We start from the raw sequence: 20784 nt of genomic DNA, 5'->3' as shown, positions 1-20784 counted from the left end.
GTAGGGGACCACGGATCCGCTGGAACGGGAACTCATCATGCGCCGACTTGCCCTGCTGCTCGCCTCCGCCTGCCTCGCGCCGGCCGCGCAGGCGGCCACGATCCTGCCGCTCGACCGCGCGACGATCCTCGCCGGCTCGCCCTTCGACCTGAAGGTCGAGTTCGACAAGGTGGTGACGCCCGAGGCCGCAGTCACGATCAACGGCCGGCCGGCGGCGGAAGTTCTCGGCAAGGAGGCGGTCTTCATCGAGAAGGAGCCGGGCGTCGAGGCCTCGGCGATCCGCATCGACGCGGGCGCGATCACGGCGCCGGGCGTCTACACCGTCGAGGCGAAGGCCGGCGACGAGACCCGGACCGTCTCCTGGGAAGTCTACGGCACCCCCGAGACCCCGGCGGCGAAGAACGTGATCTTCATGGTCGCCGACGGCCTCAGCATGGCCGACCGCACCGCCGCCCGGCTGATGTCGAAGGGCATGACCGAGGGCAAGGCGAACGGCCGGCTGAACCTCGACGACCTGCAATACGCCGCGATGATCGGCACCTCCTCGACGAATTCCATGGCGACCGACAGCGCCAACACCGCCTCGGCCTACATGTCGGGCCACAAGACTGCGATCAACGCCCTCGGCGTCTATGCCGACCGCACCGAGGACAGCCAGGACGACCCCAGGGTCGAGCTGATCTCCGAGGCGCTGGCGCGCACCGGCGGCAAGGCCATCGGCATCGTCACCACCGCCGAGCTCCAGGACGCCACCCCCGCCGCCACGGTCGCCCATACCCGCAAGCGCGCGGACAAGGCCGCCATCGCCGCCATGATCTTCGAGCGCCAGCCCGACGTGCTGCTCGGCGGCGGCTCGGCCTATTTCCTGCCGCAGTCGACCCCGGGCTCGAAGCGCAAGGACGACGAGAACCTGGTCCAGCAGTTCCAGGACGCGGGCTATGCGCTCGCCACCGACGCGGCCGGCCTCGAGGCGGCGGCGGGCTCGAATTCGGGCCGGATCCTCGGCCTCTTCCACACCGGCAACATGGACGTGGCGCTCGACCGGATGTTCCTGAAGAAGGGCAGCGTCGACACGTTCCCGGACCAGCCCGGCCTCGTGCGGATGACCGAGGTCGCGCTCGGCCAGCTCGCCAAGGACCCGGAGGGCTTCTTCGCGGTGATCGAGGCCGCCTCGGTCGACAAGCAGAAGCACACGCTCGACTGGGAGCGGGCGATGATCGACATGATCGAGTTCGACCAGGCGGTCGGCGTCGCGCGGAAGTTCGTCGCCGAGCATCCCGACACGCTGCTCGTCGTCACCGGCGACCACACCCACGGCAACGCGCTCATCGGCTCGATCGACCCGGCCCGCGGCGCCGGCCGCGAGAGCGTCGGCGTCTATGCCGATGCGGGCTTCCTCGGCTACGAGGATGCGAACGACGACGGCTATCCCGACGCCCTCGACGTCGCCCCGCGCATCGCGATGTTCTCGAACAACTTCCCCGACCATTACGAGACCTGGGGCCCGAAGCTCGACGGCCCCTTCGAGCCGGCAGTGCAGAACGGGAACAAGGACTACGTCGCCAACGAGGCGTACCGGGACGTCCCCGGCGCCGTCCTGCGCGAGGGCAACCTGCCGAAATCGGCCGACACCGGCGTCCATGCCGTCGACGACATCCTGCTGCAGGCCTCGGGCGCCGGCGCCGAGCGCTTCCACGGCTACATGGAGCAGAGCGACGTCTACCGGGTGATCGCCGAGATCCTGGCGCTCGCCCCGTCCAAGCCGTCGAACTGAGCCGATCCTGCCGCGACGATCGTGGTGCGCATCCCTGCGCGCCACGTCCGCGCTTTCGGGAGGAGACCCGACGCACCGCCCTGACCGCCGCCGCCTTCTTCTCGCCGCCCTCGCGCTTGCGGCGGCCGGGCCCGTCCGCGCCGGCGGCGATCCGGGCGCGCTCGCCTTCGGCGAGCTCTACGGCTCGGTCCGCGTGCTCGGGATGACCTTCTCCGACAAGCTCGAGAGCCTCGACGGCAGGCCGGTGGGGATGCAGGGCTTCATGGCCCCGCCGCTCAAGGCCGAGGCGAAGTTCTTCGTGCTGACCGAGCGGCCGATGGCGCTCTGCCCGTTCTGCTCCTCCGACGCCGACTGGCCGGCCGACATCGTCGTCGTCTATCTCGACCGGGCGCAGACCTTCGAACAGGCGAACGCGCGGATCGAGGTCGCGGGCCAGCTGGAGCTCGGCTCCTGGACCGATCCCGAGACCGGCTTCGTCAGCCTCGTGCGCATTCCGCGGCGCGCGCTTCGAGAGGGTCTGATACCGGCGGACTCATGAAACGACTCGCGGACCTTTTTGAGCCTCAACACTTTTATCGTGTGTACTCAGGTAGTTACCCTACCTATCACGCGTGTTAGCCCGTGCTGCGCCGGGTGGCCTGGTAGACTCGCCGGTATGAGCGATGGCGAGCCTTGGCGTCCGCGGGCCGCGGGCGTCGCCCTCGGCTACGGCGTCGCCCGGGCGATCTCGCGGCAGCTCCGGGCCGCCCGCGGCATGCAGATGCCGGTGGAGTTCCACGCCGGCGACGTCCGGCTCCTCCTCGGCCTCCTGGCCGCGGCCGGCCTCTGCGCCCTGATCCCCGCCGCGATCGCCTATCGCCGGTCGCCGAAGACGGCGCTGCGCGCGTGACCTGCGGCGCAGCGCCGACCCGGGCGCGAGGGGGGCGGTGGTCCTCAGAAGTGGATGGCGCGGCCGTAGGCGTCGAGCACCGACTCGTGCATCATCTCCGAGAGCGTCGGGTGCGGGAACACCGTCTCCATCAGCTCGGCCTCGGTGGTCTCCAGCGTCCGCGCCACGACATAGCCCTGGATCAGCTCGGTCACCTCGGCGCCGACCATGTGCGCGCCGAGAAGCTCGCCGGTCTTTGCGTCGAACACCGTCTTGATCATGCCCTCGGGCTCGCCGAGCGCGATCGCCTTGCCGTTGCCGATGAAGGGGAAGCGGCCGACCTTGACCTCGTACCCCGCCTCCTTCGCCTTGGCCTCGGTCAGCCCGACGCTCGCCACCTGCGGCTGGCAGTAGGTGCAGCCGGCGATCGACATGGGGTTGACCGCGTGGGGGTGCCTGCCGGCGATCAGCTCGGCGACCATCACCCCCTCGTGGCTCGCCTTGTGCGCCAGCCACGGCGCGCCGGCGACGTCGCCGATGGCGTAGAGCCCGTCGACGCCGGTGCGGCAGTATTCGTCGGTCACGACATGGGTGCGGTCGATCTTCACGCCGAGCGCCTCGAGGCCGAGGTTCTCGACGTTGCCGACGATGCCGACGGCGGAGATCACGGTGTCGAAGTCGGCGGTGGTGGTCTTGCCGCCCTGCTCGATCGTCGCCGTCACCTTGTCGGCGCCGCGGTCGAGCTTCTTGACCGTTGCGCCTTCGAGGATGGTCATCTTCTGCTTCAGGAACTGCTTCTTGGCGAAGGCCGAGATCTCCTCGTCCTCGACCGGCAGGATGCGCGGCAGCACCTCGACGACGGTCGTCTCGGCGCCGAGGGTGTTGTAGAAGCTCGCGAACTCGATGCCGATCGCGCCCGAGCCGATGACGAGCAGCTTTTTCGGCTGGTGCGGCGGCACGAGCGCGTGGCGGTAGGACCAGACGCGCTTGCCGTCGGCCTCGAGCCCGGGCAGGTCGCGGGCGCGGGCGCCGGTGGCGAGGATGATCGACTTCGCCTCGACCTCCTCGGTCCCCTTGTCGGTCTTGACGCTGATCCTGCCCTTGCCGGTCAGGGTGGCCTCGCCCATCGTCACGGCGACCTTGTTCTTCTTGAGCAGGTGGCCGACGCCGCCGGCGAGTTGCTTGGCGACGCCGCGCGAACGCTTCACCACTGCGTCGAGGTCGTAGCCGATGCCCTCGGCCTTGAGCCCGAACTCCTTGGCGCGGTGCATCAGGTGGAAGACCTCCGACGAGCGCAGCAGCGCCTTGGTCGGGATGCAGCCCCAGTTGAGGCAGATGCCGCCGAGGTTCTCGCGTTCGATCACCGCGGTCGAGAGTCCGAGCTGGGCCGCCCGTATCGCCGCGACGTAGCCCCCCGGTCCCGAGCCGATGACGGCGACGTCGTAGGTCTTGGCGGCCATGAGCGGTTTCCTCCGTTGAGTCGTTCGAGTCTCGTTAGCCTATCGCGGAACCTGTCGCCAACCCGGAGAAGGCGCTCAGGAGACGGCGCGAAGCGCGGCCGCGTAGCCGCCGCCGGCGAGCCAGTCCGTCTCGGCGCGAGACGAGACCCTTCCGAGCGCCGCGTTGCGGAAGGGGAAGCGGCCGAAGCGGCGGATCACCTCGCGATGGGCGCGGGCGTGCCGCACCTCGTCGGCCGACGCCTTGCCGAGCAGGCAGCGACGGATCCCCTGCTCCTGGTCCTGGAGCGACTCGGAGTGGATGAGCGGCAGCCGGATGAACTGGCGCGCGACGGGCTCGAGCGTGGCGTCGAGGCCGCGCCCCAGCATCCACTTGGCGCCCGCCATGGCGCGGGCGTCGGTGGCGAAGGACGTCGCCGAGCCGCGGAACATGTTGCGCGGAAACTGGTCGAGCAGGATGATCAGCGCGAGACCGGAGCGCGGCGCGATGATCCACTCGCGCAGCCCCCCGTCGCGGGCCTCGTTCCAGAGGTCGAGGTAGCGGTCGCGGCAGGCGGCGTCGACCTTCTCGCCGCCGTTGTACCAGCCGTCCCGCCCGATTTCGTCGAACCAGAAGCGCAGGAGCCCTTCCCAGTCGCGCACGGCCGTTTCCCCCGTTGTGTTTCCCGCATTCTCGCCGAGCGGCGGGAAAAAGGGAAGCGGCGGTTCAGCGTCCCGGCGCGTCCGAGGTCGAGAGCGCGGCCTCGACGGCGACCGGCGTCGCGGTGGCGAGCATCGGCGCGTAGGACGAGGTCTCCGCTGCGGTCGGGGCCGCGCGCTGCGTCATTCGCCAGGCGGCATAGGTCGCGATGAGCGCGAGGCAGCCGCCGACGAAGGCGAAGAAGGCGTCCGCGCCGAAAAGCTGCATCACCGAGCCGATCAGGATCGGCCCGATCGCCGCGCCGACGCCGTGGATGAAGAGGAGCCCGCCCGAGGCCGCCGCCATGTCGGCGGCGTCGAGGAAGTCGTTGGTGTAGGCGATGATCAGCGCATAGAGCGGGTTCGCCACCGCGCCGAGGACGAAGCCGATCGCCATGACCGCGGCGATGTGGCCGGTGAAGAACATGCCGGCAAAGGTGAAGACCGCGCCGAAGGCGGTCAGCCCCATGATGAGCAGGCGGCGGTCCATGCGGTCGGAGACCCAGCCGATCGGGAACTGGAAGACCAGGCCGCCGGTGTAGCTGATCGCGACGAAGAGCGCGATCTGCGAGACGGAGAGCCCCTTCTCGGCGCCGAACACCGAGGACATCGAGAAGATGCCGGCGAAGACGCCGCCCAGCAGGAAGGTGCCGACGCAGCCGAGCGGCGAGATGCGGAACAGCTCGCCGAGCGACATGCGCTTGCCCGCCTGGTAGGCGGGCGCCGCGACGGGCGTCAGCAGGATGGGCGTGAAGGCGACCGAGACGAGCACCGACATGACGATGAAGAGCGCGTAGCCGGAAGGGTCGGCGAGGGTGACGAAAGCCTGCGAGGCGATGATGCCGACGATCTGGGTCAGCATGTAGAGCGAAAGGGTCTGGCCGCGCGTCTCGTTGGTCGAGGCGGCGTTGAGCCAGCTCTCGGCGACCACGTAGACGCCGGCGAAGCAGAAGCCGACGATCATCCGCATCGCCGTCCAGGCCAGGGGCTCGGGCACCGCGGGGTAGAGGATGAACGCGGCCGAGATCAGCGAGGCCAGCGCGGCGAAGACGCGGACATGCCCGACACGGCGGATCATGCCGGGGGCGCGGTAGGATCCGGCGAGGAAGCCGACGAAGTAGCCGCTCATCACGTAGGACATCGTCTCGGCGTTGAAGCCCTCGATCGAGCCACGGATGCCGAGCACGGTGGTCTGGAGGCCGTTGCCGAGGAGGAGCAGAAGCATCCCGAGGAGCAGCGCCCAGGATTGGTTCAGGACGGCGAGCATGGCGGTTTCCGTGTCAGGTTTGCGGCGAGTCTGCACCGCGGCAGCCCGCCGCGCTGCGCCGGAGCCGACATGCGGACGCCGATTCCGCTGCGGCGGCGGGTGGCGGCGCTCCACAGCGTGGCGCCGCGGGTGTAGGATCGGCTGCACGACGCGTCAGCCGCCCGACTTTTCGCGGAGACAGGATCATGACCATGCGTTCGCTTCTTCCCGCCGCATTGCTCGCCTCGGCTCTGCCCGCCCTCGCCGGCGAGACGGCGATCGAGGCCGGGGGCACGTCCTACCCGGCGATCGTCGCCGGGGAGGGAAGCCCGGTGGTGTTCGTCCACGGCATGCTCGGCGACAGCCGGGCGTGGCGCGGGGTGGAGGAGGCCACGGTGGGCGCCGGGCATCGCTTCGTCGCCTACGACCAGCGCGGGTTCGGGACCAGCGCCTGGCCGGAGGCGTCGTTCTCGCGGGACCGGCACACCGCCGACCTCGGGGACATTCTCGCGACCCTCGGCGAGCCGGTCGATCTGGTGGGCTGGTCCTATTCCGGGCCGATCCTGCTGCGCGTCGCGGCGGAGAAGCCCGACCAGGTGCGGCGGGTGGTGCTGTTCGAGCCCTTCGTGCCCGAGATGCTCGGCGGCACGCCGGAGGCGGACGCGGCGGCCGAGGCCTTCGACGGCATCTGGGGGCCGACCGCCGCGGCGATGGAGGCCGGCGACACAGAGGGCGCGACCCGGGCGGCGGTCGAGGCCGTGCTCGGGCTCGGGGACGGCGGCTTCGCCAAGGAGCCGCCCGCGATCCGGGAAATGCAGGAGGACAACGCCGCCTCGTTCGCCGCGTTCTGGAACGGCGGCGACAAGCCGAAGGCGCTGACCTGCGACGAACTCGGCAAGGTGCGGGCGCCGACGCTGATCGTCACCGGCGCGACGACGCTGCCGGCGTTCGCCGAGATGGCGAAGGCGGTGGCGGGTTGCCTGCCTCATGCCGCGACCGCGGTGATGGAAGGCGTCGGGCATGGCGGCCCGATCGAGGACGCGGACGCCTTCGGCAAGCTGGCGCTCGGCTTCATCGGCGCGCCGTGAGTCCGCCGGGCAGCAGCAGCGAGCTGTCGCCGTAGGAGAAGAACCGGTAGCCGTTGGCGATGGCGTGGGCGTAGATTTGGCGGATGCGGTCGAGGCCCATCAGCGCCGCGACGAGCATCAGGAGCGTCGAGCGCGGCAGGTGGAAGTTGGTCATCAGCCCGTCCGTGGCGCGAAAGCGGTGGCCGGGGCGGATGAAGATGTCGGTCTCGCCGCGCCAGGGCGCGAGGTCGCCGGTCGCGGCGGCGGCAGTTTCCAGCACGCGCAGCGCCGTGGTGCCGACCGGGATGACCCGACCGCCACGGGCGCGTGCGGCGCGGACGGCCTCGACGGCGGCGGGGCCGATCTCGCCCCACTCGGCGTGCATCCGGTGCGTCGCGAGGTCCTTGACCGGCAGGAAAGTGCCCGCCCCGACGTGGAGGGTGACGCGGGTCGTGGCGACCCCGCGCGAAGCGAGCGCGGCGAGGAGCGTCTCGTCGAGGTGGAGCGCCGCGGTCGGGGCGGCGACGGCCCCCGGGCGGGTCGCGAAGACGGTCTGGTAGTCCTCGCGGTCGGCGGCGTCGGCCTTGCGGCGGGCGGCGATGTAGGGCGGCAGCGGCGTCTCGCCCACGGCATCCAGCGCGGCCGCCAGCGCCTCACCCTCGCGGTCGAATCGCAGCCGCACCTCGGCGCCGTCCTTGTCGAGCACCTCCGCCGAGAGCGCGGCGAAGTCGATTCGGTCGCCGGGGGCGAGGCGCTTTCCCGGCCGGGCGAGCGCCCGCCAGACGGCGCCTGATTCGCGCTGGACGAGGGTGACCTCGATGTGTGCGCCGGCGCCGCCGGTGCGGGCGCGCGTGCCGGTCAGGCGCGCGGGAATCACCCGTGTGTCGTTCAGCACCAGCAGATCGCCCGGCGCGAGCCAGTCGGGCAGGCGCGCGACGGTCGAATCGGCGATCGCCTCGCCGTCGGCGACGAGCAGCCGCGACGCCGCCCGCGGGCGCGCCGGGCGGAGGGCTATGAGTTCCTCCGGCAGGGTGAAGTCGAAGTCCTCGAGGCGCATCCCGCGCCTATAGTTGCCGACGCGGCGCGCCACAATCGGCGCTTGACCGGCCGCGGCCCATGTTGTTTCGCGGTGACTCCGGAATTCGAGCCCGAGGAGGAAATGACCATGACCGATCTCGCCCCCGGAGAGATGGCGCCCGACTTCCGTCTGCCCCGCGACGGGGGCGGCGAGGTGGCGCTGTCCGACCTGCGCGGCCGCAAGGTCGTCGTCTACTTCTACCCCAAGGACGACACGTCCGGATGCACGCTCGAGGCGGTCGAGTTCTCGGCCCGGACGACGGATTTCGAGGCCGCGGGGGTAATCGTCCTCGGCGTGTCCAAGGACAGCGTGGCGAGCCATGACAAGTTTCGCGACAAGCACGCGCTCGGGGTGATCCTGCTGTCGGACGAGGGATCCGACGTCTCCGAACGCTACGGCGTCTGGGGCGAGAAGTCGATGTATGGCAAGAAATACATGGGGATAGAGCGCGCGACGTTCCTAGTCGACGCCGAGGGAAAGCTGGCGAGGGTCTGGCGCAAGGTCAAGGTTCCCGGCCATGTCGAGGAGGTTCTCGCGGCGGCGAAGTCCTTCTGACCGGGCCTCGCTCGCCCGCCGCGTGAGCAGGTATCCGCCGACCGAAGCCCGCCCGCGCCATTCACGGCCTCGTCGTATTGCACGGCAGCAAAACGCTCCGTAAGTGTCCGCGCGGCGTCCGAGGGGGGCCAAACGGAGCGAAGCGGACCGACGGGCGGGCGATGACAAGACGTGGTCGAGGATTGAAGGGGGCCGTCTCCGCGACGTTGCCGGAGCGGCGGATCTTCATCCACACCGACCGCGGCGCCCGCTATCTCAGGATTTCCACCGCGGCCCAGGCCCTTCTGGTGGTCGCGGGCCTCGTGCTCGGAGGTTGGCTCGTCGCCGCCACGGCCGACTTCGCGGTCGACCGGATCGCGGCCGACGGCGACGGCGAACCGGGCGCGGCGCTGAGCGCCGCCTATCAGGCCCGCCTCGATGCGCTGATCGCCGAGCGCGACGCGAAGGCGGTCGAAGCCGTCGCCGCCCAGAAGCGCTTTCAGATGGCGATGGACCAGATCGCCCAGCAGCAGACCGCGATTCTCGGCGCGATCGAGGGGCAGCGCGAGCTGGAAGGCGCGCTCGAAGCCTCCCGGGCCCGGCTGCGCGAGACCATCGAGGCGCGCGACATGGCGGTCGCCGAGAAGGAGCGCCTTGCCGAGGGCGTGTCCCCGGCCGATCTCATCGCGACGCTTCAGAAGGTGACGGGCAAGCTCTCCGAGGTGGTGGTGGATCGCGACGCCGTCGCGGCCGAGCGCGCCACGCTGTCGAGCGAACTCGCCTCCGCCGAGCTGGAGATCCGCCTCGCCAACCGGCGGCAGGACGAGATGATCGACGAGCTGCGCTCCGCCGTCGCCTCGTCGAGCGACGCGCTCGAGAACGCGCTGAGCGAAGTCGGGCTCGACGTCGACAGCACGCTGGCCGCGACGCGCATGGCCTATTCCGGCCAGGGCGGGCCGCTCGTGCCGATCGGCGTCTCCAGCCGCTCCGTGCCGGGCGAGGACCCGACCGCGAGCAGGTTCGACGAGCTGATGGTCGACGTCGACCGGGTCAACCTGCTCCGCATCGCGCTCGGCAAGGTGCCCTACGCCATGCCGGTCAAGGATCCCCACCGCTTCACCTCCGGCTTCGGCTATCGTCGCGACCCCAAGGGCGGCGGACGGCGGATGCACTCGGGCGTCGATTTCGCTGCCCCGCAGGGCACGCCGATCTATGCCGCCGCCGACGGGGTGGTGGAAAGCGCGGGGCGCGAGTCGGGCTACGGGCTCGCCGTCCGCATCCGCCACGAGTTCGGCTTCGAGACCCTCTACGCCCACCAGAACCGCATGCTCGTGAAGCCCGGACAACGGGTCTCGCGCGGGGACCACATCGGTGATATGGGACGAACGGGGCGCGTGACCGGAGTGCACCTCCACTACGAGGTTCACCTCAACGGCCGTCCCGTGAACCCAATGACCTATGTGGAGGCCGCCCGGGATGTTTTCTAAGAGCCGCACGCCGGACGTGGTGCCGCAGCCAGCCCCGCCCCCGGGGACAGGGATGACGGAGACGGCGCCGGAGCCGCGCGCGAGCTTCGCGCCGAGCGCGCCCAAGCCGAAGCCCGCGGCCTCGGTTCTCTCCTCGGACATCACGATCAGCGGCAACATCCGCTCGAGCGGCGACATCCAGATCGAGGGGAATGTCGAGGGCGACGTTCGTTCCCAGGTGGTGATCGTCGGCGAGGCCGCGACCATCCAGGGCGAGATCGTCGCCGAGGAAGTCGTCGTCCACGGCCGGGTCGTCGGTCGACTGCGCGGGATCAAGATCCGCCTGTCGGCCACCGCGCGGGTCGAGGGCGACATCGTCCACAAGACGATCGCGATCGAGAACGGCGCGCATTTCGAGGGGTCAGTTCACCGGCAGGACGATCCGATCGGCCAAGGCCAGCCGGCCCGAATCACCGGGCCGTCGCGCCAGTCGGGCGCCCTCGCCGAGGCGACGCCCTGACGTCTGCCTGAGCTTCGCCGAGAATCGTTCGCCGCCTGCGCGGCCGCCGCGCGTCACGCGCGCCGGCCGCCCGCCCGACGTGGGGTGATCTCCCGTCAGCCGGCCCCCACAGGGGCGATCACCCGGCGGTAGAGATGCCAGGTCGCGTGGCCGAGGACGGGCAGCGCGACCAGCAGGCCGAGGAAGAACGGCAGCATCGCGACGGCGAGCGAGACGGCGATGATCAGCGCCCAGGTCAGCATCGCCGCCGGGTTCATCGTCACGGCCTTCACGCTCGTCGCCATGGCGGTGACGAAGTCCACCTCGCGGTCGAGCAGGAGCGGCAGCGACACGGCGGTCAGGGAGAAGAGCACGAGCGCGATCACGCCGCCCACCAGAGTTCCCGCGACCAGCATCCCGAGCCCGGCGCCGGTCGTGAACAGGATGTCGAGGTCGGAATAGACCGCGAAGCGCATCCGCCCGAGAGAGACCGCCAGGATCAGCCGCGCGAACCACATCCAGACCATGAAGCCCGCGAGCACGATGAAGGCCATCGTCGGCATCTGCCGGTTGCGCTCGCGCCAGATCACCCCGAGGACATCGGACCAGTCGAGGGGCTCGCCCGCCTCGCGCCGGCGGCTGACCTCGTAGAGCCCGATGGCGAGGAACGGGCCGAGCAGCGGGAAGGCAAGCGCGAGCGGGATGATCCAGAGCGGCTGTTCGAGGCGCCAGAGCTCGAGGAAGATCGCCATGCCGCCGAGCGCATAGATCGCGCCGAAGAACAGCCCGAACTGCGGCGCGGCGCGGAAATCGAGCCATCCGGCGTGGAGCGACGCGTAGACGTCGTCCCTGGTGATCGGCCGCACCTGCGGCCGAGGCGCGCCGACGGACGGCGTGGCGGTCACGGTCATGCTTGTCTTCCTCCTCCAGCGTCCGACGCGCAGGCTGGTCGCTCAATGACGTCCAACCCTACTCCAGATCAAGCCCCGGGCGACGGAAAACCGCATCCTCACGCTTGCGAGGGACAGGGAGCAGAGCGAGGAGGCGCTGCGATCGTGGCAGGATGGAACGCCATCGCCGTCCAGGGCGCGCGCTCGCGGCGCGGACGCCGCCCCGGCGCGTGACTTGCCGCCTCAGGGCGCCGCCACGAAGCTCCCCGGCGCCCGCTCCAGGGCCTTCTTCCTGCCCCGGCCCCCTGCGCCGGGATGCCGGGCCGGAACCTTCTCGCCGTCGGCCCTCGCCTCCATCCATTCCGCCCAGGTCGGCCACCACGAGCCCGACGTGAAGGTCGCGCCGTCGAGCCATTCCTGCGGCGAGGCCGGGTAGTCGTCGCGGGTCCAGTAGCCGTACTTCTGCCGGCCGCCCGGCGGGTTGATCACGCCGGCGATGTGGCCCGAGCCGCCGAGGACGAAGCGTACCTCGCCGCCGAGGAGGTGGGTCGTGGGATAGACCGAGGTCCAGGGGGCGATGTGGTCCTCCTTGGTCGCGAGCACGAAGCACGGGGTCGTGACCTTGGAGATGTCGATCGGCACCCCGTCCATCGTCAGGTGACCCGGCTTCCTCAGGCCGTTCTCGATGTAGATCTTTTCGAGGTACCAGAGCAGCATCGCCGCCGGCAGCCGAGTGGAATCGGCGTTCCAGTAGAGCAGATCGAATGCGGGCGGGCGGTGACCCATCAGGTAGTTCATCACGTGGAACGACCAGACGAGGTCGTTCTCGCGGATCATCGAGAACATGTCTTGCAGGTGGTGGTTCTCGAGATAGCCGGTCTCCGCCATGTGCGCGCGCAGCGTCGCCAGTCGGTCGCGGTCGATGAAGACGCCGAGTTCGCCGACGTCGGTGAAGTCGACCATGGTGGCGAGGGTCGTCGCCGTGGCGATGCGCGCGCCCTCGCCCTTGGCGGCGAGGTAGGCGAGGGTCGCGGTGACGAGGATGCCGCCGATGCAGAAGCCGAGGATGTCGACCTGGCGCTCGCCCGTCAGCTTCTCGATGGCGTCGAGCGCGGCCAGCGGCCCGTGCTTCATGTAGTCCTCGAAGGACATCTCCGCGTGCTCCTTGCCGGGATTGACCCAGGAGATCACGAAGACCGTGTGGCCGCGGTCGAGCGCGTAGCGCACCACGCTGTTCTTCGGCCGCATGTCGAGGATGTAGAACTTGTTGATCCAGGCCGGCACGAACAGCAGCGGCCTGCGGAACTGGGTCTCGGTCGTGGGCTCGTACTGGATGAGCTGCATCAGCGGCGTCTGCCAGACGACCTTGCCCGGCGTGGTGGCGAGGTCGCGCCCGACGACGAAGGCCTCGCGGTCGTTGGTCGAGATGTCGAGGCGGCCGCCCTCCTCGAGGTCGTCGAGCAGGTTCTCGAAACCGTCGACGAGGCTCTTGCCCTCGGTCTCGAAGAAGCGATCCCGCGCGGCGGGGTTCAGCATCAGGAAGTTGCTGGGGGAGAGCGCGCTCAGGAGCTGGCGCGTGTAGAACTCCGCACGGAGCTGCTCCTTCGAGCCCTGGGGAAGCGCCTTCAGCAGGCCGACGGTGGCGTTCTCAATCGCCAGATGGGCGTCGCGCAGCGCCCGTCCGGTCGGATCCTGCTCCCATTTCGGATCGCGGAACCGACGGTCCGCTGGCGGCTCCTCGCCCTTGGTGGCGCCCGTCCAGGCCCGCGCCACGTCGAAAAACAACGACTGCTGGTAGGCGGCGACCTGCCAGGGGCGCTGGGCGAGCTCCTGCATGGCGTGCAGGAAGGCGGAGCCGACGCTCTGGGCGTCGACGATCGAGAATTCCCGACCTGCCGCCTTGGCGGCCGTCGTCGCCACGATCCCGGCGCTGAGCTGCTGCGCGCGCTGCGTGAGCGTCCACAGGCGCTCGAGGTTGGTCTTCGTCGTTTCGGGAAGAGTCGGCAGCATGGGGTTCCTCCGTGTCCTTGTCCTTGCTTCCGGCGATAGTCCGTCACGGCCCGCACCGCCAGCACAGACATCCGGAGCTACGCCTTCATCCTCGCCGCTCTCGGCGCTGGGTCAATCGCGAACGAAAGCCGCCTGGGACTCGCGGACCGTCTCGGTCAGGAATTCCGCCGCGACGCGGACCCGCGCGACGTCGCGGAGGTTCTCGTGTATCGCGAGCCAGTACGATCGGACGACCTTCAGTTCCGGCAGCACCGGCGTCAGGTCATGCCGGCCGGCGAGGTAGTCATGCAGGGCGCCGATCCCGGCTCCTGCGCGTACCGCTTCCACCTGGCCGACGGCGCTGGTGATCTCGAAGGTGGAGCGCCAGCCGCGCAGGAAGTCGGCGGCATAGTTGAGCGCCGGCGTCGCGATCAGGTCCTCGACGTAGCCGACCAGGCGGTGCCGCATGAGGTCGGAGGTCTCCCGTGGCGCCGGGTTGGCCGCGAGGTACGCGGGGCTGGCGTAGAGCCCGAGCGTGTAGTCGGTCAGCTTGCGCGCGACGAGACGGCCCTTCTCGGGGCGGCCGACCATCACGGCCAGGTCCGCCTCGCGGCGGGAAAGCGAGAAGCCGCGCGGCGTCGGGACGAGCTGCACCGTCAGGTCGGGATGCCGGTCGGCCAGGCGGGAGAGGCGCGGGGCGAGGAAGCCGACGCCGAAACCGTCAGGCGCCCCGATCCGCACCAGGCCCGCGGCGGCGGCGTCGGCGCCCTGCAGCCGGGCCTGGACGGCGAGGATTTCGGTTTCGACGCGCTCCAGGGATTCGACGAGGACGGCGCCAGCGTCCGTCAGTTCGCACCCATGCGTGCGCCGGACAAGGAGCTTGGCGCCCAGCGCAACCTCGAGGGCCGCCATCCGCCGGCTGAGCGTGGCCTGGTTGACGCCAAGCGTCCGCGAGGCGCCGAGCATCTGTCCGGCGCGGGCGATCGCGAGGAACATCCGCGCGTCGTCCCAATCCGGGCGGCCGGAGGTGAGTGTCGTTTCCTGCATATCAGTTACTCATCTGGAACGATTGCTATTCATTGGCTACAGTGCGACTTCCTTTGCTGCAAGCAAGGAGGAAACGATGACCGATCTCAGCCACTACGTCGCCGGCGCTCAGGTCCCCGGCAAGTCCGGCCGCTTCGCAGACGTCTTCAATCCCGCGACCGGCGCCGCGGAGAAGCGCGTGCCGCTTGCGACGACGGCCGAGGTCGATGCGGTCGTCGCCGTCGCCAAGGCGGCGTGGCCGGCCTGGGCCAAGACCCCGCCGCTGCGCCGCGCCCGAATCCTCGACAAGTTCAAGTTCCTCCTGATCGAGAACGCCGACAGGATCGCCGAGCTGATCTCGGCCGAGCACGGCAAGACCCACGACGACGCGCTCGGCGAAGTCACCCGCGGCCTCGAGGTCGTCGAGTTCGCCGTCGGCATCCCGCATCTGCTGAAAGGCGAGGTGACCGAGAACGTCGGCACCAACGTCGACAGCCACTCGCTGCGCCAGCCGCTCGGCGTCGTCGCCGGCATCACGCCGTTCAACTTCCCCTGCATGGTGCCGATGTGGATGTTCCCCGTCGCGCTCGCCTGCGGCAACTGCTTCGTGCTGAAGCCCTCCGAGCGCGATCCCTCCGCCCCGCTCTTCATCGCCGGGCTTCTCACGCAGGCCGGCGTGCCCGACGGCGTCTTCAACGTGGTGAACGGCGACAAGGAGGCGGTCGACGCGCTGCTCGACAACCCCGACGTCAAGGCGGTGAGCTTCGTCGGCTCGACGCCGATCGCGCGCTACATCTATGCCCGCGGCACCGCCAACGGAAAGCGCGTGCAGGCGCTCGGCGGCGCCAAGAACCACGCGATCATCATGCCCGACGCCGATATCGACATGGCGGTGGGCGCGCTGATGGGCGCGGCCTACGGCTCGGCCGGCGAGCGGTGCATGGCGATCTCGGTCGCGGTCCCGGTCGGCGAGGAGACCGCGAACCGCCTGATCGAGAAGCTGATCCCGAAGATCGAGGCCCTGAAGATCGGCCCGGCCTCGGACCGCGCCTCGGACATGGGTCCGCTCGTCACCGCCCAGCACCTCGCCAAGGTCCGGGGCTATGTCGACGCCGGCGAGAAGGAAGGCGCCAAGGTCGTCGTCGACGGCCGCGGGTTCAAGGCGCCGCAGGGCTACGAGAACGGCTACTTCATCGGCGGCACGCTGCTCGACGACGTGACCCCGGACATGACGGTGTGGAAGGAGGAGATCTTCGGGCCGGTCCTCTCCGTCGTCCGCGCCAGGAACTATGACGAGGCCGTGGATCTCGTCGGCCAGCACGAGTACGGCAACGGCGTGGCGGTCTTCACCCGCGACGGTGACGCCGCCCGCGCCTTCGCCCACGACATCGAGGTCGGCATGGTCGGCGTCAACGTGCCGATCCCGGTGCCGATGGCCTTCCACTCGTTCGGCGGCTGGAAGGCGTCGCTCTTCGGCGACCACCACATGCACGGGCCCGAGGGCGTACGCTTCTACACCCGGCTGAAGACCATCACGACGCGCTGGCCGACGGGGATGCGGGCCGAGGCCGAGTTCGTCATGCCGACGATGGGGTGATCGGGAAGCTATGGGGGGAACCTCGATCGCTCCAAGTGAACCGGCGGGGGCGGGACGGAACCGGTCCGCTCCAGCGCCGGTCCGGCGCAATCCCGTCGCACGCTGTCGCCCGACAGCGAGGAGTCCCGTCATGAAGCTCGCCATCGACCCTTTCATGCACCGCCAATTGTCGCTCGAAGCCCTGCCGGCGGAGGTCGCCGGGCTCGGCTACGAGTGGGTGGAGCTCAGCCCCCGGGCCGACTTCCTCGAGTGGTTCAAGGCGCCGCGGGTCTTTCCCGACCGCATCAGGACGGTGAAGCGCGCCTTCGCCGACGCCGGCGTCGGCATTCCAGGCTGAGGGATCCGCAGGTGGTGCTGCTGGAGATGGCGAAGGGCGTGCGCATCGACGACGCTGCCGCCAGGGGAACGGCCTCGGGCCCGACCTCGTGGGACGGCTACGTCGCCGCCATCGCCTCGGACGCCTGCGTCGCGGCGCAGGAAGCGCCGGGGATCGTCCCGTTCACCGTGCCGGCCCGCCCGGCGCTCCATGCCTGAGGGTCGGCCCATGCGTTTCGCCCTCAACCACATCACCACGCCGAAGCTCTCCGTCGGGGACTTCGTCGCGCTCGCGGTCGACGCGATGCTCGATCCGCAGCCGGTGCTGGTCGACGGGGCCGACCGGCTTGACATGCGCCAGATCCGCGAGACTCGTCGCCCTCGGCTTCGTCTTGCAGATCCCGAGGCCGCGCTCCGCGCGAGCATGGCGCCGTGACCGAGGAGCTGACGGAGCGGACCGGGGCGTAGGCACGCGGCCGCAGGCAAGGATTGGGAGGGGGCTCTGCGATGACGAAGACATTGGACCTGATCACCATCGGCCGGTCGTCTGTCGACCTTTACGGCGACCAGATCGGCGGTCGGCTGGAGGACATGGGGAGCTTCTCGAAGTATATCGGGGGCTCGCCGACCAACATCGCCTGCGGCACGGCGCGGCTGGGGCTGCGCTCGGCGGTGATCACCGGGGTCGGCGACGAGCACATGGGGCGCTTCATCGTCGAGCAGCTGGCGCGCGAGGGCGTCGACACGCGCGGGGTCAAGGTCGACCCGGAGCGGCTGACGGCGCTGGTGCTGCTCGGCATCCGCGACGACGAGCGGTTTCCGCTGATCTTCTACCGCGAGAACTGCGCCGACATGGGGTTGACCGAGGCCGACATCGACGAGGGCTTCATCGCCGAGGCGCGGGCGGTGCTCGCCACCGGGACGCATCTCAGCCACCCGCAGACCGAGGCAGCGGTGCTGAAGGCCCTAACCCTCGCGCGCAAGCACGGGGCGAAGACGGCGCTCGACATCGACTACCGCCCGAACCTCTGGGGCGTCGCCGGCCACGGCGAGGGCGAGAGCCGCTTCGTCGAGAGCGCGGCGGTGACGAAGAAGCTGCAATCGACGCTCCATCTCTTCGACCTCATCGTCGGCACCGAGGAGGAGTTCCACATCGCCGGCGGCTCGACCGACACGCTCGAAGCGCTGCTCGCCGTGCGCGCCGTCTCGAACGCCACCCTGATCTGCAAGCGCGGCGCCCGCGGCGCCTCGGCCTTCGAGGGGCCGATCCCGGCCTCGCTCGACGACGGCCAGACCGGGCCCGGCTTCCCGATCGAGGTCTTCAACGTGCTCGGGGCCGGCGACGGCTTCTTCTCCGGGCTGCTGCGCGGTTGGCTGACCGGCGAGGACTGGCCGACGAGCCTGAAGTTCGCCAACGCCTGCGGCGCCTTCGCGGTGTCGCGCCACGGCTGCACCCCGGCCTATCCGTCGCTGACCGAGCTCGAGTTCTTCCTCGATCGCGGTGTCGTCCGACCCGACCTCAGGAACGACACAGCGCTCGAACAGGTCCACTGGTCCACCAACCGGCAACGCGAGCACGGCGGCGACTGGTCGGAGATGCGGGTCTTCGCCTTCGACCACCGGATGCAGCTCGAGGAGATGGAGGGGGCGACCCCGGCGAAGATCGGCGCCTTCAAGGCGTTGTGCCTGAAGGCGGCGCTCGCGGTCGCCGACGGCCACCCGGGCTACGGCATCCTCTGCGACAACCGTCTCGGGCGGGCGGCGCTGCACGCCGCCTCCGGCTCGGGGCTCTGGATCGGCCGGCCCTGCGAATGGCCGGGCTCGCGGCCGCTGGCGCTGGAGCCCGAGCTTGGCAGCGACCTCGGCGGGCTCGGCGAGTGGGCGCGCGAGGACGTGGTGAAGGTGCTGTGCTTCTGCCACCCCGATGACACGCCGGAGCTGCGCGCCGGGCAGGAGGCGACGGTGAAGCGGCTGTGGGAGGCGTCGCGGCGCAACCGGCTTGAATTCCTGCTGGAAATCATCCCCTCGAAGGTCGGCCCCGTCGACGACATGACCACCGCGACGCTGATCCGGCAGTTCTACGCCGCCGGCGTCTGGCCCGACTGGTGGAAGCTCGAGCCGATGACCTCGCGCGCCGCCTGGGGCGCGGCCATCGCGGCGATCGAGGAGCGCGACGTCCACACCCGCGGCATCGTCGTCCTCGGTCTCGACGCGCCGGAGGCGGAGCTGGCCGAGAGCTTCGAGACCGCGGCTGGCTTCGACCTCGTCAAGGGCTTCGCCGTCGGCCGCACGATCTTCGGCGAGGTGGCGCGGGGCTGGATGAAGGGCGACATCGACGACGACACGGCGGTCGCCGAGATGGCCCGCCGCTATGCCCGGCTCTGCGGGGTCTGGGACAAGGCGCGGACGAAAGCGCGGGAGGCAGTGGCATGAAGGACACGAAGGGAGGCGAGCCGATGGGCGGAACCGTGCGGCTGACGGCGGCGCAGGCGATGATGCGCTGGCTGAGCGTGCAGGTGACCGAGGAGGGGACGCGCTTCATCGAGGGCGTCTGGGCGATCTTCGGCCACGGCAACGTCGCCGGTGTCGGCGAGGCGTTGCACCGCTATAGCGAAGTGCTGCCGACCTGGCGCGGGCAGAACGAGCAAACCATGGCGCATGCGGCGATCGCCTACGCCAAGACCAAGCGCCGCCGCCGCGCGCATGCCGTCACCTCCTCGATCGGCCCGGGCTCGACCAACATGGTCACCGCCGCGGCGCTCGCCCACGTCAACCGCCTGCCGGTGCTGTTCATCTGCGGCGACGTCTTCGCCAACCGCCGCCCCGACCCGGTGCTGCAGCAGATCGAGGACTTCGACGAGGGCACCGTGTCGGCGAACGACTGCTTCAGGCCGGTCACCCGTTACTTCGACCGCATCACCCGGCCCGAGCACGTCCTGACCGCGCTCCCCCGCGCGCTCCGCACGATGACCGACCCGGTCGACTGCGGCCCGGTCTGCCTCGCCTTTTGCCAGGACGTGCAGGCCGAGGCCTTCGACTACCCCGCCGCGTTCTTCGAGCCCCGCGTCTGGCGCATCCGCCGCCCTGAGCCCGACCCCGTCGAGGTCGCGGCGGTCGTGGATGCCATCAAGGCCGCCAAGGCCCCGGTCATCGTCTCGGGCGGCGGCGTGCTCTACTCGGGCGCCGAGGAGCTGCTCGCGGACTTCGCCGCGCGGCGGAACATCCCGATCCTCGAGACCCAGGCCGGCAAGGGCGCGACGAGCTTCGAACACCCGATGAACTTCGGCTCGCCCGGCGTCACCGGCTCGGACTGCGGCAATGCGGCCTGCGAAGCGGCCGACCTCGTCATCGGCGTCGGCACCCGCTTCCAGGACTTCACCACCGGCTCGTGGACGGTCTTCGCCAACCCCGAGCGCCGCCTCGTCTCGATCAACGTCCACGGCTACGACGCGCTCAAGCACGGCGCGCTCGGCGTCGTCGGCGACGCGAAGGTGACGCTGGAGAAGATCGACGCCGCCCTTGGGCAGACCCGTTTCGCCGCGGCCGACGCCAGGGCGCGCAGCGACTGGCACGCCGCCGTCGCGAAGGTCACCGCCGCGCCGGCCAAGGACGCCAACAAGCTCCCCTCCGACGCCCAGGTGATCGGCGCCTTGCAGCGCGTCGCCACCGAGCACACCGTCGCCATGTGCGCCGCCGGCACCATGCCGGGCGCGCTGCAGGTGCTGTGGCAGGCGGCGAAGGGCGGCTATCACATGGAGTACGGCTATTCCTGCATGGGCTACGAGATCGCCGGCGCCATGGGGATCAAGCTCGCCGCGCCCGACCGGGAGGTGATCTGTTTCGTCGGCGACGGCAGCTACATGATGGCCAACTCCGAGCTGGCGACGGCGGTGATGCGCCGCGTGCCCTTCACCATCGTGCTGACCGACAACCGCGGCTACGGCTGCATCAACCGCCTGCAGCAGGAGTGTGGCGGCGCCGAGTTCAACAACATGTACAAGGACGCGAACGTCGAGGTTCAGCCCGAGATCGACTTCGTGGCGCACGCCGCCTCGATGGGCGCGCACGCCGAGAAGGCCGCCGGCATCGCCGACCTCGAGGCGAAGATCGTCGCCGCCCGCGGCCGCGACATCCCTTCCGTCATCGTCATCGACACCGAGGCGGTCTCCGGAACCGGCGCCGGCGGCCACTGGTGGGACGTCGCGGTGCCGCAGGTCGGCGGCCCCGAGCGGCTCATAAAGGCCCGCGAACGCTACGACGCCAACGCCGCGCTCCAGCGCGTCTTCAACTGAGGGCCGAC

19 protein-coding genes and 1 pseudogene are annotated in these 20784 nt (G+C 70.3%); 13 read left to right on the top strand and 7 right to left on the bottom strand.

All coding sequences use genetic code 11. The features are described from left to right. Positions 1–37 precede the first annotated feature (37 nt). From KBA23_RS02940 to KBA23_RS02930, 3 genes are all read left to right on the top strand, one after another. Entirely contained in the window at positions 38–1774 is a 1737-nt protein-coding gene (locus KBA23_RS02940; RefSeq protein WP_290736694.1) for an alkaline phosphatase, read from the top strand. Between the two features lie 193 nt (positions 1775–1967). After that, entirely contained in the window at positions 1968–2312 is a 345-nt protein-coding gene (locus KBA23_RS02935; protein ID WP_290736691.1) for a hypothetical protein, read from the top strand. Positions 2313–2429: 117 nt separating this feature from the next. Next, on the top strand, positions 2430–2663 hold the full coding sequence (locus KBA23_RS02930) for a hypothetical protein (protein WP_290736688.1): 234 nt from the start codon (positions 2430–2432) through the stop codon (positions 2661–2663). 44 nt (positions 2664–2707) lie between these two features. Here KBA23_RS02930 and lpdA read toward each other — a convergent pair whose 3' ends face one another. The 3 genes from lpdA to KBA23_RS02915 all read right to left on the bottom strand — a co-directional run bounded on the left by lpdA (position 2708) and on the right by KBA23_RS02915 (position 6044). Beyond that, positions 2708–4102, bottom strand: coding sequence for a dihydrolipoyl dehydrogenase (gene lpdA, locus KBA23_RS02925; protein ID WP_290736685.1), 1395 nt, complete (start codon positions 4100–4102; stop codon positions 2708–2710). Positions 4103–4177: 75 nt separating this feature from the next. Further along, complete coding sequence (locus KBA23_RS02920) at positions 4178–4741, bottom strand: DUF924 family protein (protein ID WP_290736683.1); 564 nt, start codon at positions 4739–4741, stop codon at positions 4178–4180. A 64-nt stretch (positions 4742–4805) separates the two neighbouring features. Continuing rightward, on the bottom strand, positions 4806–6044 hold the full coding sequence (locus tag KBA23_RS02915; protein WP_290736680.1) for an MFS transporter: 1239 nt from the start codon (positions 6042–6044) through the stop codon (positions 4806–4808). A 185-nt stretch (positions 6045–6229) separates the two neighbouring features. Between KBA23_RS02915 and KBA23_RS02910 the strand changes: the two genes are divergently transcribed. Continuing rightward, positions 6230–7111: an alpha/beta hydrolase gene (locus tag KBA23_RS02910; protein ID WP_290736677.1), complete on the top strand. Its 882-nt coding sequence runs from the start codon at positions 6230–6232 to the stop codon at positions 7109–7111. On the opposite strand, the gene queA is transcribed toward KBA23_RS02910, so the two are convergent. Then, on the bottom strand, positions 7095–8147 hold the full coding sequence (gene queA / locus KBA23_RS02905) for a tRNA preQ1(34) S-adenosylmethionine ribosyltransferase-isomerase QueA (RefSeq protein ID WP_290736675.1): 1053 nt from the start codon (positions 8145–8147) through the stop codon (positions 7095–7097). The genes KBA23_RS02910 and queA overlap by 17 nt on opposite strands. Positions 8148–8255: 108 nt before the next feature. On the opposite strand from queA, the gene bcp reads away from it, so the two are divergent. The 3 genes from bcp (at position 8256) to KBA23_RS02890 (ending at position 10688) form a co-directional block, all read left to right on the top strand. Beyond that, positions 8256–8723: a thioredoxin-dependent thiol peroxidase gene (gene bcp, locus KBA23_RS02900; protein WP_290736672.1), complete on the top strand. Its 468-nt coding sequence runs from the start codon at positions 8256–8258 to the stop codon at positions 8721–8723. Between the two features lie 182 nt (positions 8724–8905). Further along, positions 8906–10189 (top strand): DUF5930 domain-containing protein, encoded by a 1284-nt coding sequence (locus KBA23_RS02895; protein WP_290736669.1) that lies wholly within the window; start codon positions 8906–8908, stop codon positions 10187–10189. A 52-nt stretch (positions 10190–10241) separates the two neighbouring features. Next, entirely contained in the window at positions 10242–10688 is a 447-nt protein-coding gene (locus KBA23_RS02890) for a polymer-forming cytoskeletal protein (RefSeq protein WP_290736667.1), read from the top strand. 95 nt (positions 10689–10783) lie between these two features. Here the strand turns inward: KBA23_RS02890 and KBA23_RS02885 are convergent, their stop codons facing one another. The 3 genes from KBA23_RS02885 to KBA23_RS02875 all read right to left on the bottom strand — a co-directional run bounded on the left by KBA23_RS02885 (position 10784) and on the right by KBA23_RS02875 (position 14593). Beyond that, on the bottom strand, positions 10784–11578 hold the full coding sequence (locus KBA23_RS02885; protein ID WP_290736664.1) for a DUF2189 domain-containing protein: 795 nt from the start codon (positions 11576–11578) through the stop codon (positions 10784–10786). Between the two features lie 222 nt (positions 11579–11800). Next, on the bottom strand, positions 11801–13567 hold the full coding sequence (gene phaC / locus KBA23_RS02880) for a class I poly(R)-hydroxyalkanoic acid synthase (protein WP_290736661.1): 1767 nt from the start codon (positions 13565–13567) through the stop codon (positions 11801–11803). Positions 13568–13678: 111 nt separating this feature from the next. Continuing rightward, positions 13679–14593 (bottom strand): LysR family transcriptional regulator, encoded by a 915-nt coding sequence (locus KBA23_RS02875; protein WP_290736658.1) that lies wholly within the window; start codon positions 14591–14593, stop codon positions 13679–13681. A gap of 76 nt (positions 14594–14669) precedes the next feature. Between KBA23_RS02875 and KBA23_RS02870 the strand changes: the two genes are divergently transcribed. From KBA23_RS02870 to iolD, 6 genes and pseudogenes are all read left to right on the top strand, one after another. Further along, positions 14670–16169: a CoA-acylating methylmalonate-semialdehyde dehydrogenase gene (locus tag KBA23_RS02870; RefSeq protein WP_290736656.1), complete on the top strand. Its 1500-nt coding sequence runs from the start codon at positions 14670–14672 to the stop codon at positions 16167–16169. A 130-nt stretch (positions 16170–16299) separates the two neighbouring features. Further along, the gene (locus KBA23_RS02865; RefSeq protein WP_290736654.1) at positions 16300–16506 is read left to right on the top strand and encodes a hypothetical protein; all 207 of its coding nucleotides are present in this window, start codon (positions 16300–16302) and stop codon (positions 16504–16506) included. Next, positions 16494–16703, top strand: a pseudogene (locus KBA23_RS02860) (hypothetical protein); the annotation flags it as partial. The gene KBA23_RS02865 and the pseudogene KBA23_RS02860, both read left to right, overlap by 13 nt. 10 nt (positions 16704–16713) lie before the next feature. Further along, the gene (locus KBA23_RS02855) at positions 16714–16920 is read left to right on the top strand and encodes a hypothetical protein (protein WP_290736652.1); all 207 of its coding nucleotides are present in this window, start codon (positions 16714–16716) and stop codon (positions 16918–16920) included. 71 nt (positions 16921–16991) lie between these two features. Beyond that, positions 16992–18917, top strand: coding sequence for a 5-dehydro-2-deoxygluconokinase (iolC, locus tag KBA23_RS02850; RefSeq protein WP_290736650.1), 1926 nt, complete (start codon positions 16992–16994; stop codon positions 18915–18917). Positions 18918–18940: 23 nt separating this feature from the next. Then, positions 18941–20776 (top strand): 3D-(3,5/4)-trihydroxycyclohexane-1,2-dione acylhydrolase (decyclizing), encoded by a 1836-nt coding sequence (gene iolD, locus KBA23_RS02845; protein WP_290736752.1) that lies wholly within the window; start codon positions 18941–18943, stop codon positions 20774–20776. The last annotated feature ends 8 nt before the right edge of the window (positions 20777–20784 follow it).

The sequence above is a fragment of the Amaricoccus sp. genome (assembly GCF_017995835.1).
Lineage (GTDB): Bacteria > Pseudomonadota > Alphaproteobacteria > Rhodobacterales > Rhodobacteraceae > Amaricoccus.
Note: the sequence above shows the minus strand (reverse complement) of the source record. Positions and strands in the feature narration are given on the sequence as shown.